This is a genomic window from Solidesulfovibrio carbinoliphilus subsp. oakridgensis (assembly GCF_000177215.2).
Taxonomy (GTDB): Bacteria; Desulfobacterota; Desulfovibrionia; order Desulfovibrionales; family Desulfovibrionaceae; genus Solidesulfovibrio; species Solidesulfovibrio carbinoliphilus.
Genome location: NZ_CM001368.1, coordinates 2,472,224 through 2,486,247 on the forward strand (window position 1 = coordinate 2,472,224; position 14,024 = coordinate 2,486,247).

Annotated in this window: 11 protein-coding genes; 8 read left to right on the top strand and 3 right to left on the bottom strand. The window is 71.7% G+C overall.

The genetic code is table 11. From position 1 onward, the window contains the following. Positions 1–29: 29 nt before the first annotated feature. Complete coding sequence (locus tag DFW101_RS10720) at positions 30–521, bottom strand: hypothetical protein (RefSeq protein ID WP_232285985.1); 492 nt, start codon at positions 519–521, stop codon at positions 30–32. 78 nt (positions 522–599) lie between these two features. Between DFW101_RS10720 and DFW101_RS10725 the strand changes: the two genes are divergently transcribed. From DFW101_RS10725 to DFW101_RS10740, 4 genes are all read left to right on the top strand, one after another. After that, entirely contained in the window at positions 600–1,664 is a 1,065-nt protein-coding gene (locus DFW101_RS10725; RefSeq protein ID WP_009181538.1) for a cobalt-precorrin 5A hydrolase, read from the top strand. A 44-nt stretch (positions 1,665–1,708) separates the two neighbouring features. Then, positions 1,709–2,410: a precorrin-3B C(17)-methyltransferase gene (gene cobJ / locus DFW101_RS10730; protein ID WP_050805036.1), complete on the top strand. Its 702-nt coding sequence runs from the start codon at positions 1,709–1,711 to the stop codon at positions 2,408–2,410. Between the two features lie 120 nt (positions 2,411–2,530). Beyond that, a complete protein-coding gene (locus DFW101_RS10735; RefSeq protein ID WP_009181540.1) occupies positions 2,531–2,917 on the top strand; it encodes a cytochrome c3 family protein in 387 nt (128 codons plus the stop codon). Positions 2,918–2,994: 77 nt separating this feature from the next. Beyond that, positions 2,995–5,310 carry a coiled-coil domain-containing protein gene (locus tag DFW101_RS10740; RefSeq protein ID WP_009181541.1) on the top strand — a complete coding sequence of 772 codons (2,316 nt, stop codon included), beginning with the start codon at positions 2,995–2,997 and terminating at the stop codon, positions 5,308–5,310. A 231-nt stretch (positions 5,311–5,541) separates the two neighbouring features. On the opposite strand, the gene DFW101_RS10745 is transcribed toward DFW101_RS10740, so the two are convergent. Continuing rightward, positions 5,542–8,058, bottom strand: a complete 2,517-nt coding sequence (locus DFW101_RS10745; RefSeq protein ID WP_009181542.1) for an ATP-binding protein — start codon at positions 8,056–8,058, stop codon at positions 5,542–5,544. A gap of 4 nt (positions 8,059–8,062) precedes the next feature. Continuing rightward, positions 8,063–9,313 (bottom strand): ABC transporter substrate-binding protein, encoded by a 1,251-nt coding sequence (locus tag DFW101_RS10750; RefSeq protein ID WP_009181543.1) that lies wholly within the window; start codon positions 9,311–9,313, stop codon positions 8,063–8,065. A gap of 232 nt (positions 9,314–9,545) precedes the next feature. Here DFW101_RS10750 and DFW101_RS10755 point away from each other — a divergent pair, with 232 nt between their 5' ends. From DFW101_RS10755 to DFW101_RS10770, 4 genes are all read left to right on the top strand, one after another. Continuing rightward, positions 9,546–10,229 carry a winged helix-turn-helix domain-containing protein gene (locus tag DFW101_RS10755; protein ID WP_009181544.1) on the top strand — a complete coding sequence of 228 codons (684 nt, stop codon included), beginning with the start codon at positions 9,546–9,548 and terminating at the stop codon, positions 10,227–10,229. A 2-nt stretch (positions 10,230–10,231) separates the two neighbouring features. Further along, positions 10,232–11,719 carry a HAMP domain-containing sensor histidine kinase gene (locus DFW101_RS10760; protein WP_009181545.1) on the top strand — a complete coding sequence of 496 codons (1,488 nt, stop codon included), beginning with the start codon at positions 10,232–10,234 and terminating at the stop codon, positions 11,717–11,719. 71 nt (positions 11,720–11,790) lie between these two features. Then, positions 11,791–12,552, top strand: a complete 762-nt coding sequence (pstB, locus tag DFW101_RS10765; protein ID WP_009181546.1) for a phosphate ABC transporter ATP-binding protein PstB — start codon at positions 11,791–11,793, stop codon at positions 12,550–12,552. A 298-nt stretch (positions 12,553–12,850) separates the two neighbouring features. Further along, a complete protein-coding gene (locus tag DFW101_RS10770) occupies positions 12,851–14,014 on the top strand; it encodes a HAMP domain-containing protein (protein WP_009181547.1) in 1,164 nt (387 codons plus the stop codon). Positions 14,015–14,024 lie beyond the last annotated feature (10 nt).

A 14,024-nucleotide genomic window follows, 5' to 3' on the forward strand; every position in this document is an offset into this window, starting at 1 on the left:
AACCGGGGAACGGGAAAAAGGACGCGGATTCAGGCCTTGGCCGAGAACATGGCCCCGGCCGGGCGCGCGCTTTCGGAAAACCGGGTCCGGGCGTAGGCCCGGGAGGCCCGGCCGGGCGAGGCCTCGGCCGTGTCCTGGCCGGCGGGCCGGGCGGCCGTGGCGGACCCGCCTCCGGCCGGCGGCCCGCCGGCCAGGCTGACGGCCACGGCCGCCTGCCGGGCCAGGGCCTGCCCCTGGCTGGAAAAGGCCTGGCCCGAGGCGGCTTTGCCGTCAGACCCTCCATCGGCTCCCCCCTGGGCTCCGGCGCCGGCGCCGGGGTCGCCCCCGGGCACCGGTCCGCTGCCAAGGGCCTTGGCCGGCTCGACCGGGACCACGGCCAGGGCCGCGCCGTCGGCCGGGGCCGCAGTGGCGGCCGGCGGGGGCGGCGCGGGCACGACCGGAGCCTGGGCCGCGTAGAGCCCGAGCATCCCGTAACCGCCGCTTGTGACCGCATCGACCATGGCCGCCTCCGGACGGATCACACCGTATCCTTCCCTCTCATCGACCCGGCCGAGATGGTTCTTTAGTCCCGGCCCGAAAAAGCCTATGCTGCCCCTTCCATGCCCGCACCACACCCGGCCGTGTACGCCGTCACCGAAAAAGGGGCCCGCCTGGGCCGCCGTCTGGCCGCCCGGCTCGGCGCGGACCTGTTTGTGCCCGAACGCCTGGCCGACCTGTCCACCCGGGCCGACGCCGCCGGCCTCGGCCCGGCCACGGCCTTTGCCTCCCTGGGCGGCCTGGTGGCCGAAACCTTCGCCGCCCGGCCGGCCCATGTCTTTGTCTGCGCCTGCGGCATCGCCGTCCGGGCCATTGCCCCGCATATCCGCGACAAGGCGGCCGATCCGGCCGTGGTCTGCGTGGACGACGCGGGACAATTTGCCGTAAGCCTGCTGGCCGGCCACCTGGGCGGGGCCAATGCCCTGGCCCGGGAGGTGGCGGCCGCCATCGGGGCCGTGCCGGTGGTGACCACGGCCACCGACGCCGCCGGGGCCCCGGCCATCGAGCTTCTGGCCAGGGATCTCCGGCTTCCCATGGATAACCCGGCGGCCACGCGCCGTGTCAATGGGGCCTTGGCCGCAAACGAACCCGTGGCAGTCTTCGATCCGCTGGGAATGTTCACCCCGGCCGATCCGGACGCGGCCCGTTTTTTCGAGTGGGTGGCCTCGCCCGCCCCGGCCCGGCCGGGCCAGCCCCTGGTGGTGGTGGACTGGCGGCTTGGGCCGCTTGCCCCGGACCGGCTCTACCTGCGGCCCCGGGTGCTGGTGGCCGGGGTCGGCTGCCGGCGGGGAACCCCGGCCGAGGACATCCTGTCGCTTCTGGCCCACGTCTGCCGGGAGAAAGGGCTGGCCGTGGCCTCGGTCGGCCTTCTCGCCTCCATCGCAGCCAAGCGCGACGAGCCGGGCATCCGCGAGGCCGCCGCCACCCTGGGGGCGGACGTCCGATTTTTCACGGCCGACGAGCTTTCCGGCGTCGCCGCCCCGAACCCTTCGGAGCGGGTGGCCAAACACATGGGAGTGGGGAGCGTATGCGAAGCAGCGGCGATGCTGGCCTCCGGGAACGGGAAACTGCTGATCCAGAAGGCCAGGACCGGCTTTTCCACCGTGGCCGTGGCCCTGGCCGGCTGACGGTCGTCGGGCTCGGCCCGGGCGACGCCGCCCTGCTCGCGCCCATGGCCGCCGAAGCCCTGGCCGGGGCGGACATGGTCGCCGGGTACACCGCCTACATCGACCTGGTGCCGCCGGGCCTCTTGGCCGGCAAGGAGGTGGCGGCCACGGGCATGACCGGCGAGGTGGCCCGGTGCCGGCTGGCCCTGGAGGCGGCCGCCGCCGGACGGCGGGTGGCCCTGGTGTCGAGCGGCGACGCCGGCGTCTACGGCATGGCCGGACTGGCCCTCGAGATGCTGGAAGCCATGGGCCTTGGCGGGCAGGTGGCCTTTTCCGTGGTGCCGGGCATCCCGGCCGTATGCGCGGCGGCGGCGCTCCTTGGCGCACCGCTGACCCACGACTTCGCCGTGGTCAGCCTGTCGGACCTCCTGACCCCCATGGAGGCCATCCGCCGCCGCCTGGACGCGGCCCTGGGCGCGGATTTCGTCCTGGCCCTTTACAACCCCCGCTCCCGGCGCCGGTCCGGCCACCTGGCCCTGGCCCTGGCCCTGGCCGCCCGGCACCGGCCCCCGGAAACGCCGGTCGGCATGGTCAAAAAGGCCTTCCGCCCCGGCCAGGAAATCCGCGTCACCCCGCTTGCCGCGGCCGATCCCGACTGGGCCGACATGCTGACCCTGGTCGTCATCGGCAACACCGCCACCCGGCTGGCCGCCGGCGCCATGCTGACCCCGCGCGGCTATGCCGGGAAATACGATCTGGCGCCCTGATTCCCCACTGCTCCGGGCGGGATTTCTTCCGTCTTTTCCGGCCCCTGCACCTTGACAGGCTGTCCAGGCAGGTCGTAGACAGCCTAAGTGAAAAATTATTCCTGGAAGGAGGTGTGAGGGATGAGAAAGGCGTTGTTTACGATTTTTGCGTGCGCGGCGTTGGTGGGCTTCGTGGGCCTGCCCATGCTGCAGGCGGTCGAGGCTCCGGCCGACATGACGATCAAGGTGCCGGCCGGCATGACCGCCACCCAGGCCGAAGTGGCGTTCTCCCACAAGGGACATGCCAAGATCGACTGCAAGGTGTGCCACCACAAGGGTGAAGCCACCCAGAAGTGCGCCTCGGCCGGCTGCCATGACAGCACCGACCCCAAGGACAAGACCAGCGAACATTCGTTCTACAAGGCCTTCCACGACATGAAGAGCGAAAAGAGCTGCATCGGCTGCCACAAGAAGGAAGCCAAGGGCCCGACCAAGTGCCCCGAGTGCCATCCGAAGAAGACCTCTTAAATGCAATCCCGCGAGGCCGGGGCCTATCCCCCGGCCTCGCCCCCTTTTTCTGACGCCAACTCCGGCCGAGGTATCCCATGGCGACCGACAAACCCCTTGCCGACTCCGACGACGACATCATCGACCTGACCGACCTCGTGGAGGAGGGGGGCGCCGGCGATGCCCCGTCCGGCGACGACGGCCCCGTGGACATGAGTTTCGAGCAGGAACTCGAAGACCTGTTCGGCGACGCCGATCCCGCCGCCCCGGCCGCGCCCAAGGCCGCCGGGCCGGCCGCCGGAACCGCCGACGAGGACCTGATCGACCTGGCCGGCTTCGACGTCGACGAAACGCCGGAAACAGCGCCCGCCCCGGCCGGCCCCGGCGACAACGACGGCGACGACGACGTCATGGACCTGACCGGCTTCGGCCTCGACGAGGTCCCGGAACCCGCGCCTGCCCAGGCTGCGGCCACCGCCGCAGCCAACGACGGCGACGACGACGTCATGGACCTGGCCGGCCTGGGCTTCGACGAGATCCCGGCCGCGCCAAAGGCCCCGGCCGGCGCTGCCGATGCCGCCGCCGATACCGACATCGACGACGCCATGGCCGACCTGTTCGGCGAAGCCGAAGCCCCGGCCCGACCGGCCGCCACGGCCGCCGCCACGACGCCAGACGACGAGGCGGCTGGCCTTTCAAGCCTCGGTTTCGAGTTGCCCGAAGATGCGATTTCCCTGGCCGAGGCCGGCCAGACGCCCGAAGACGCGGCCGAGGCCGCCGGCGAACTGCCCGACTTCGGCGGGCTTGGGGCCGAAACCGCCCCGGACGACGAGGCCATGGACCTCACCGGCATGGATCTGTCGGAACTGGAGCCGGCGCCGGCCGTCGCCGAACCCCCGGCGCCGGCGGACGATGCGGCCGGAGCCGATCTCCTTGGGGACGTGCCCTACGCACCGGACGCCACCGACGACGGGGCCATGGACATCGCCGACATTTCCCCCCTGCCCCCGCTCGAGGAACCGGCCGCGCCGGTCCCGGACGCCAACACCCCCGGGTCCACCGCCGCCGGCGAGGCGGCCATGGCCGCCCTGACCGTGGCGGCCGCCGCCGGCGTGACCGCCGGCGTCGCGGCCATGGCCCAGTCCGCCGCGCCGCACGGACCCGCCGCCGCGACCACCGCCATCGACCTCGGGGCCCTGGACAACCTCATCGACGCGGCCAGGGGCCCCCTGCCCGAACCCGAGCCCGAAGCCGCGCCCGAACCGGCCAGGCTCAACGCCCTGGCCGAACGCATCGCCTCCCTGGAATCGACCACGGCCACCCTGTACGACAAGCTCGAGACCCTGCCCCCGGCCACGGACGGCGAGGCCCTGGCCGACGCCTTGTCGGCCAGGCTCGAGGACGCCCTGTCCGAACGCCTGGAAGCGGTCCTGGCCGGCCAGCCGCCCATGCCGGACGTGGCTGGCCTTCGCACCGACATCCTGGCCGAAATCGAACGCCGGGTGCCGGACCGCGATTCCCTCCTGGCCGACGTGCAGGCCGCCCTGGCCCCGCAGTTCGAGGCCCTGCGCGGCGAACTGCCCCAAGCCGGGGAGCTGGCCGGCCAGGCCGAGACCGCCGCCGCCCTGGACGGCCTTCGGGAGTCGCTCGCGCGCCTGGAAGCCCTGACCCAGGGCCGGCAGACCAAATTCGAGGATTTCGCCGCAGCCATGGAGGCCCGGCTGGCCGAACTGCGCCGCGAACTGCCGGGGCCGGACGCTTACGCCTCGACGCAAAACGTCAGCGAGGCCCTGGAAACGCTGCGCGAAAACCTCTCCCGCGACATCGCGGCCAACCTGGACGAGCGGCTGGCCGAACTGCGCCGGGAACTGCGCGAAACGCTCGCCGGCGACATCGCCGCCGGCCTCGACGAACGGGTGGCCGGACTGCGAAGCGAGCTGGGGGACAGCCTGGACGCGCGCGTGACCAAACTCGGCGGCGAATTGCAGCAGGGCCTGGCCGACGACATCGCCGCCGGCCTGGACGAGCGGCTGGGCGGCGTGATCGATGCCGGCCGGCAGGCGGCCGCCACCGAGGTCCGGTCCCTGGGCGAGACCCTGGCCAGCCGGCTCGAGGCCCTGGAAAACGACCGGCTCGATCCCGAAGCCGTGGCCGAGCGCGTCCGCCAGGCCCTTCTGCCCTCCCTGCCCGACGCCGAAGCCGTCCAGGAAGCCGGGAAAGCCGCCGCCCGGGCCGAGGACGCCGTCGCGGCCGCCCACTCCCGCCTGGAAGACAAGGCCGGGTACGAAGACCTCGACGCGGCCCTGGACACCATGCGGACCGAGATGGCGGCCGAAATCGAACGGGCCGTGCCCCGGGCCGCCGCCGCCGTCATCCGCGAGGAAATCGCCGCGTTACTGAAGGATTTCGAGTAAGAGGAAAGAATGCCTCCGGCGGCCGGGAGGGGGTAACCCCCTCCCGGACCCTCCCTTCCTGTGGGCGGTTGGCGTTCCCGGTCTGACCGGGAACGCCAACCGCCCATCACCTTTTTATCTCGACAAACACCCGCCCGCGACGCGAAGCCCGCCAAAAGTTTTTGGGAAGGGGTCCGGGGGAACCCTTTTTTCAAAAAGGGTTCCCCCGGCCGCCGGAGGCATCTCCCCGTCTCAGTCCGGAATAATGATGACGTGCACCCCCGGGAAGGCGCACAGGCGGCCGAGATCGAGGTCGTGGCCGAGGGTTGCCGGCACGAAGACCGTGCCCTGAAAGCCCGCTTCCACGGTCCGCCACAGGTCGGCCTCCTCGCTGAGGGACGTGGCCTCGCCCGGGCAGACGAAAAACCGCCGGCTGACCTTGCGGCCGCCGTCGCGGGAGTAGATGAGGCAGGGACGGGCGCCCGCCGCGTCGGCGTCGTGGCCTTCGAGGAGTCCCCGCACCGTGGCCAGGAGCGCCTCCTGGTCCACGGGCTTGACCACGGCCGCATCGGCCCCGCTCTCCGCCCGTTCCCGGTTCGAGACCACGGACACCACCACGATGGGGATGTCCCGGGTGGCCTCCCCGGCCCGCAGCCGCCGGATGGCCTCCTTGCCGTCCATGCCCGGCATGCGCAGGTCCATGGTGATGCACTCCGGTCCCCAGCTTTCGGCCACGGCCAGGGCCTCGGCCCCGTTGCGGGCCAGGGCCACGGCATAGCCGTCATCGAGAAAGAGCGTCTCCAGGTAGCGCCGGACGGACAGGTCGTCGTCGACCACCAGGATGCGGCGCTTGCCCGCTTCGTCCTCAGGGGAGGCGGCGGGGATGGCTGCCGCCGGCAGCGGACAGGCCGGCAGCGGCCGGTCGCCCAGCGGCATGGCCGGCAGGGTGAACCGGAAGGCGCTGCCCGCCCCGCCTTCGCTTTCGGCCCAGATCCGGCCGCCGTGGCGTTCGACGATCTGGCGGCAGATCGGCAGGCCAAGGCCGGTGCCCTTGGGCTTTTCGGTCAGGGTGTCGCCGGCCTGCTTGAATTTCTCGAAGATGCGCTCCAGGTCGCCGGCGGCGATGCCGGGGCCGGTGTCGCGCACCGTCACGAGGATCTCCGGCCCGTCCAGGGCCGCTTCCACGTCCACGCGGCCGGTGGCGGTGAATTTGACCGCATTGCCGATCAGGTTCAAAAAGACCTGGACCAGCCGGTCCCGGTCGCCGAGCACCAGCGGCAGGGTCGGCGGCACCTGGTTGGCAAGGACCAGGCCCTTTCGGGCCGCCAGCGGCGTGGCGGCCTTGACGGCGTGGTCCGCCACCTCGGCCAGGGACAGGGCGGCCATGTTCCATTCGCACCGGCCGGACTCCATCTTGGCGATGTCGAGGACATCGTCGACCAGCTCCGTCAGGCGCTCGCCCTCGGCCACGATGATGTCGAGGTTTTCGCGGATCTGCTGGGCCCCGCGCCAGGTCCTCGGGTCGGCCTCGGCCAGGGCCGGGGCGACCAGGTCCGCGAACTTGCGCCGGATGATCTTGGCGAACCCGAGGACCGAGGTGAGCGGCGTGCGCAGCTCGTGGGAGACCGTGGAAATGAACTCGGTCTTCATCCGGTCCACTTCCTTTTCCACGGTGATGTCGCGCACGAGGATGATGGTGCCTTCCCGGTCCTCCCCGGCCAGCCGCACCCGGGTGGCCACGGCCTTGCCCGTGCCGCCGCCGGCCAGCCGGACCTCGGCCGCCTGGACGTGGCCCTCCTCGCCCACGGGACCGCAACGGCCGGAAGCGGCGGCCGAGGCGGCCAGGGCAGCCATGGCCGGCGGGAAGGCCCGGGAGGCGGCCCGGCCGGCCACCTCGGCCTCGGTCAGGCCGAACATGGCCAGCAGGGCCGGATTGAAAAGCGAGGCCCGGCCCCGGGCGTCGAGCACGAGCAGGCCGTCGGCCAGGTTGTCGATGATGGCCCGGGTATGGGCCAGGGAATCCTTGAGTTCGCGGGTGGTGTCGGCCACGGCCCGCGTGAGGTCCGAGACGAGAAGCGCCAGCTGGCCGGCCATGGAGCCCATGGCCCGGGCCAGGACCCCCACCTCGTCGTTGCCCGTGGCCGGAAGCCTGGCCGTGAAGTCGTGGTCCCTGATCTTGACGGCGTAGCCGGCCAGGGCCACCAGCGGCCGGGTGACGCTGCCGACCAGGGCGTAAAAGACCAGCAAGGCCACGAACATCATGGCCAGCATGAGCCCTTCCTGCTGCATGACCGCGCCGCGCATGACCCGCCAGATGCCGGCCTTGTCCATGCCGACGCGGACCTGCCCGGCCTCGCCGGCCAGGATCGGGGCCGACACCTGGAGGTAGTCGCCAAGGCCGTCCAAACGGACGGCTTCGACGGCCATCCCCTCCCCGCGCCGGGCTTCCTGGCCGGACAGGGCGGCCGGGATGGCCGGCACGAAGGTGTGGGCCACCACCCGGCCCCGGCGGTCGGCCACCAGCACGTAGCCCACGCCGTCGATGTGCAAAAATTCGTCGATCAGGGCCTGGACCGAGGCGTCGTCGCCGGCCACCAGGGCGTCGGGGCTGGCGGCCGCGATGGCCATGGCGATGGCCCGGCCCTTGGTCACGTATTCGCCGGTCAGGTGGCGGTGGAGCAGCCAGGCCGAAAGGAGGGCCGTGCCGTTGGCGGCCACGCCGAAAACGAGGATGATGGCCACCAGGGTCTTGCGGAAGATTTTCGACACGGCGTCAGTCCCCGGCCGCCGGCACGGCCGGGAGCGGCACGGGCCGCCCGTCCGCCACCGTGGTCAGCCAGACCGTTTCCAGCCCCTGGTGGGCGGGTCCGGCCGGGAAGACCGGGGCGCCGATGCCAAGGTCGACCCGGCCGACGGCCGCGGCCGCCGCGTCGAGGCCGGCCCGGTCCAGGGGATCGGGCATGGCTTTGACGATCTCGATTACAAGCCGGGCGTTCAGGTAGCCCTCGAAGCCGGCGGCGCTGCCTTCGGGCAGGCCCGGTTCCCAGCCCCCGGGCGGGGGGTGGCGGTCGGCCAGTTCGGCCAGGGCCTGCCGGTAGTCGCGGCCGGCCGGCAGGCTCCCGTCCCGCCAGCAGGGCGTCACCTGGGACAGGATCAGGTTGCCGTCGAGGGCCCGGCCAAGGCGCCTCCCCTCGTCCGCCAGGGCGCGCAGCAGGATCTCGCCGCCGGCAAAGGAGACCAGGCCCACCGGCACATCGAGCCCGGCCTGCCGCATGTCCCGGATGAGGGCGGCGCAGGCCGGCGTGGCCCCGATCAGGAGCACGGCCTCGGGCCGGCTGGCGGCCAGCAGCCGCACCTGGGGCGTCATGTCCTCGGCCAGGCCGGCCAGCCGGGCGAAGGTGGCCTCGCCGCAAAAGGCCAGTCCCCGCCGGTCCAGGGCCCGGCCGGCCCCGTCCCAGCCGCTGCGGCCAAAGGCGTCGGCCTGGTGGCAGATGGCGACGCGGGTCAGTCCCCGGGCCACGAAGGCGGCGACCAGCGCCTCGATCTCCTGGCGGTAGGAGGCCCGCAGGTTGTAGACGTAGGGGACGTAGGGCGGCACCCGCGAGGCCTCAAGTCCCGTGACCGGGAAAAAAAGCCTCGCCCCCTGGTCGGCGTAGGCCCGCAGGACCGGCAGGACCCGGCTGACGGTCGGGGTGCCGAGAGCCGAGAAAAGGGCCAGGACCCGGTTTTGGCCGAGGAAGCGGACCGCGTTTTCGATGGCCGGCGTGGGTTCGTATCCGTCGTCCGCCGCCAGGAGTTCCAGGGGATGGCCCGACACGCCGCCGTCGCGGTTCTGACGGTCGATGGCGGCCATGGCCCCCCGGTAGAGTTCCACGGCCATGTCCCGGGTGGGACCGGTGAAACCGGCCGACAGGCCAAGCCGGATCGGCCGGGCCTCTGCGGCGGCCAAGACCCGGGACACGGCCAGCAACAGCCATGCCGTGGCCAGCGCGGCCCGGAGAAGCGCGCGTAACGTGCCTGCCATGGATCACGGTCCTCCCGAGCCGCTTCGGCCCAGGCTTTTTTTCGGTTTTCCAGTTCTAGGCCGTTTTGGAAAATGCGTCAAACCGCAGGCCGGCCTTGCGCCGGCCGCAGAAAATACGGCATCCCGGGCATTGTGGTTTGGACAAACCGGTGTCACACAATCGTCACAGGCCATTCACCGATGCGTCAAGGCGCCGTGTTCTTTCGAGCGACGAAACCTCCGAGGTGCGCGCATGTCCAAGGATTCCATCCTGATAGTCGAAGATGACGAAGACATTGTCGAATTGTTGGCTTTTAACCTGCAAAGCGCCGGTTTTGCCACGGAAACGGCCAAAGACGGTTACGAGGCCCTGACCAAGGCCCGCCGCACCCCGCCGGCCGGCATCATCCTCGACCTCATGCTGCCGGGGCTCGACGGCTTCGAGGTCTGCAAGGAGCTCAAGCGCGACCCCAAAACCGCCGGCGCGCCCATCATCATGCTGACGGCCCGGGGCGAGGAAGTGGACCGGATCGTCGGCCTGGAGCTCGGGGCCGACGACTACGTGGTCAAGCCCTTCTCGCCCCGGGAGCTCATCTTGCGCCTGCGGGCCGTGCTCAAGCGCCACGCGCCCGAGACGGAAAAGCGGCAGGTCCTGTCCCGCGACGGCCTGTCGGTGGACCTCGGGGCCCACCGGGTGACCCTTGACGGCGAGGAAGTGGCCCTGACCGCCACGGAATTCCGCCTCCTGGCCGAGCTGTTCCAGAGCACCGGCCGGGTCCTGACCCGGGACCGGCTCCTCAATTCCGTCTGGGGCTACGAGTTCGAGGGCTACGCCCGAACGGTCGACACCCACGTCCGCCGGCTGCGCCAGAAGCTCGGCGCCTGCTCCCGCATGATCGAGACCGTCCGGGGCGTGGGCTACCGGTTCAAGGAGTAGCCGTGGCCAGCCCCGCCACCCTGGGCCTGCGCGCGGCCGGCGCCTGCCTGGCCGTCACGGCCGTGTGCCTGGCCGTGCCCGAGCTTTTGCCCGCCGACGCCGGCCGGCCCGAACGCCTGACCGCCGCCGGAGCGGCCCTGGTCCTGGCCGGGGCCGTCTTCTGGTTCCTCGGCCGCCGCCTGTCCGGCTCCCTGGCCGAGGTCATCGCCGTGGCCCGGGCCATCGGCGACGGCGACTACCGCCACCGCCTCCACCTGTCCCCGGGCGGCGGGTTGGCCGCCCTGGCCGAGGCCATAAACCACATGGCCCGGCGGATCGAATCCCACATCGCCACCATCACCGACCAGAAGACCCAGCTCGAGGCCATCCTCGACGGCATGCGCGAGGGGGTCATGGTCCTCGACGCCGCCGGCAAGGTCCGGGTGGCCAATCCGGCCCTGCGCCGCATCGCTCCGGGAGCGGGCAGCGTGGCCGGCCGGCGTCCCATCGAGGTGGCGCCGAGCCCGGAGCTGCAGCTGGCCTGCGACCGGCTGCTCGGGGACGGGGACTGCCCGCCGGCCCTGGCCGTGGAAGTGGAGCTCGGACCGGGCCGGTTCTACGAGGTCTCCCTGGTGCGGCTTGGCCGGGAGCCGGCCGGGCAAAGCCACGAGCCGGGCGCGGTGCTCGTCTTTCACGACGTGTCGGAAACGAGGCGCCTGTCCCGGGTGCGCCGCGATTTCGCGGCCAACGTCACCCACGAGATGCGCACGCCCCTCACCTCCATCAAGGGCTACGCCGAGACGTTGCTCGCCGCCGCCCCGGAGCTGGCCCCGGAAAAGCGCCGGTTTGTGGACGTGATCTTAAAAAACGCCAATCACATGTCGAAGATGGTCGGCGACATCCTGACGCTCGCCCGCCTGGAAGAGGAGCCGGCCGCGGACGGGCCGGAAGCCGGCGGCAAGGCCGCGGCCGGGGCCTTGCCCAGGGCCCGGGCCGACGCCGCCGCCGCCCTGGCCGACGCGGTGCGGGAATGCGAGCCCCTGGCCGAGGCTCGCCGGCTCGTCTTCGACAACCGGCTGCCGGAAGGCGGGCTCACCGTCGCCTGCGACTCCGGCCAGCTGACCCAGGTCTGGCGCAACCTCCTGGAGAACGCCACCCGGTTCGCCCCCGAGGGTTCGCCCATCGCCATGACCGCCGAGCCCGACCCGGCCGGGGGAAGCGTCACCTTCGGCGTCCTCGACAAGGGGCCGGGCATCCCGCCCGAGGAGCGCCAGCGGGTGTTCGAGCGCTTCTACCGGGTGGAGCGCCACCGGTCGAAGACCCCCGGCAGCACCGGCCTTGGCCTGGCCATTGCCAAGCATATCGTGGAGCGCCACGGCGGCCGGATCTGGGTCGACCGGGCCCGGGGCGACATGACCGGCGCGGCCTTCCACTTCACCCTGCCCGCGGCCGGCCCCGACGACGGCGCGCCCGCCCCGGTTTGTCTTGGACCATCGGCCGAATCGTCATAAGATATCCACACCAGGCCGGCAGTCTGCGGCACAGCCCATGCGCGCCCGCAACCCACGAAAAGGAACGCCCCATGCCCGATACCGTGAAAATGGCCGCCAAATCCCTGAATTTCTACTACGGCCGGTTCAAGGCCCTCCACGACATCAACCTGACCGTCAACGAACACCAGGTCACGGCCCTGATCGGCCCGTCGGGTTGCGGCAAATCCACGTTCCTGCGGTGCCTAAACCGCATGAACGACCTCATCCCCGGCACCCGGGTCGAGGGCGAGCTGCTCCTTGACGGCGAAAACATCGTCTCCTCCTCCCTCGACGTGGTGGAACTGCGCCGCCGGGTGGGCATGGTCTTCCAGAAGCCCAACCCCTTCCCGAAGACCATCTTCGAGAACGTGGCCTACGGCCTGCGCGTCGGCGGCGTCAGCGACAACACCTACCTGTCCCAGCAGGTGGAAAAAAGCCTCAAAAGCGCGGCCCTGTTCGACGAGGTCAAGGACCGCATCCACGACTCGGCCCTGGGGCTTTCCGGCGGCCAGCAGCAGCGGCTTTGCATCGCCCGGGCCCTGGCCATCGAACCCGAGGTCCTGCTCATGGACGAACCGGCTTCGGCCCTCGACCCCATCGCCACCCAGAAGATCGAGGAGCTCATCCACGACCTCAAGCGCAATTTCACCATCATCATCGTCACCCACAGCATGCAGCAGGCGGCCCGGGTCTCGGACCGCACGGCCTTTTTCTACATGGGCAAGCTGATCGAGGTGGACGCCACGGAAACCATCTTCACCCGGCCCTCCCAGAAGCAGACCGAGGACTACATCACCGGCCGGTTCGGTTAGTGCGGCGTTGGCGGGGAAACAGGGTGCTATTTTTCAGAAAACAATTCTTGTAGCATGGTATGCTCGAAATTTGTAGATACGGATTTCGAGAACGCGACACCCGTCCCGGGCCACGGACGGGCCGGGCGCCCCGTCCCCGCCGGCCCTCCGGGGCGGGCCGCCCTGGCCGTCGGGCCGGGCTTGCGGCCGCCGCTTTGATTTCGCCACGAATCCCGGTATGACATGGCTCTCGCTCGGGAGCCCGGTCCGCCGTTTCCCCCGCCCCCGTGCCGCATCCAAAACCAAAGGACGCACAGGCATGAGGTTTCCGCTTTTTCCCGTCGCCATCGGCCTGGCCGTCGGTTTGCCGGCCGTGGCCGCGCTGTTGCTCGGCCTTTTCGCCGTCTCGCGCCTGGACGCCCTGTCCGAGCGGTCCCGGGCCCTGGAGACCGCAAGGCTCCCCCGGGCCGATCTGGCCGTGTCCGTGGAGCGCCGGCTGCTCCTGGCCGCCCAGGCCATCCGGGGCTACGCCCTGACCGCCGACCGCGAGGCCCTGGAGCGGGCCAAAAAGGACCTGGCCAAAGCCGCCGACGCCCTGCACGACGCCCGGGAGGCGGCCTCCCGGCCGGGGATGGAGGGGCTGGCCGCCGAGGCCGGGAAGATCGGCTATTTCCTCGATGCCTACAAAAAGGCGGCCGAGGGTTCGGTGGTGGCCAACGAACGGGTGGCCGACGCCCGGGCCGCCCTGGCCCGGGCCGCCGAGGCCTATCTGGCGGCGGCCGCCGCCTACCAGGAGCTCAAAACCGCCACCTGGGACAAGGACCTTTCCGTCAAATATCCGGTACCGGACACCCTGCGCCAGGACGCCAGACGCCAGAAGGCCGCCCAGGCGGCCCTCGACGCCGGCCGCGACGTGCGGGAGGCGGCCGAGACCGCCCGGGCCTCGCGCGATCCGGCCCTGCTCGCCGAGGCGGCCGGCCGGTTCGAGGCGGCCGAGGCCGCCCTGCGCGAGGCCCGGGGGACCGGGGACGAGGACGGACGGCGGGTGGCCGCCGCCTTTGCCGCCCTGGCCGAATACCGGCAGTCCGTGGCCGCGCTCCTTACCGACTGGGAGGCGCTGCGGGCCACGGGCCGGCAGATCCTCGAAGCCGAGCGGGCCGCCCTGTCTGCGGCCACGGCGCTCGGCGGCGCGTCCCTGGCCGAAGCGGCCGGCGATGTCGGGGGGCTGGCCGCCTCGCTGCGCACCACCCGGCTGGTCCTTGGCGGCGCGGGCTGGGCGATATTGCTCCTCGGCGCGGCCTTTGCCGTGGCCATGGCCGTGCTGCTCGGCCGGCCGGTCAGGCGGTGCGCCTTGTTCGCCCGGGACCTGTCCGTCGGCCGTCTGACCGGCAACCTCGACGCGTCCGGGCCGGGCGAACTCGGCCTCTTGGCCGAAAGCCTGCGGGAAATGGCCCGCCGCCTGGGTAAGCGGCTGGCCCGCTGACCGGGGGACC

Bases quoted from the DNA above. Each gene is read 5' to 3' on its own strand.
- DFW101_RS10725 (WP_009181538.1), top strand. From the start codon at position 600: ATGCCCGCACCACACCCGGCCGTGTACGCCGTCACCGAAAAAGGGGCC.
- cobJ (WP_050805036.1), top strand. From the start codon at position 1,709: ATGGCCGCCGAAGCCCTGGCCGGGGCGGACATGGTCGCCGGGTACACC.
- DFW101_RS10735 (WP_009181540.1), top strand. From the start codon at position 2,531: ATGAGAAAGGCGTTGTTTACGATTTTTGCGTGCGCGGCGTTGGTGGGC.
- DFW101_RS10740 (WP_009181541.1), top strand. From the start codon at position 2,995: ATGGCGACCGACAAACCCCTTGCCGACTCCGACGACGACATCATCGAC.
- DFW101_RS10750 (WP_009181543.1), bottom strand. From the start codon at position 9,313: ATGGCAGGCACGTTACGCGCGCTTCTCCGGGCCGCGCTGGCCACGGCA.
- DFW101_RS10755 (WP_009181544.1), top strand. From the start codon at position 9,546: ATGTCCAAGGATTCCATCCTGATAGTCGAAGATGACGAAGACATTGTC.
- pstB (WP_009181546.1), top strand. From the start codon at position 11,791: ATGCCCGATACCGTGAAAATGGCCGCCAAATCCCTGAATTTCTACTAC.
- DFW101_RS10770 (WP_009181547.1), top strand. From the start codon at position 12,851: ATGAGGTTTCCGCTTTTTCCCGTCGCCATCGGCCTGGCCGTCGGTTTG.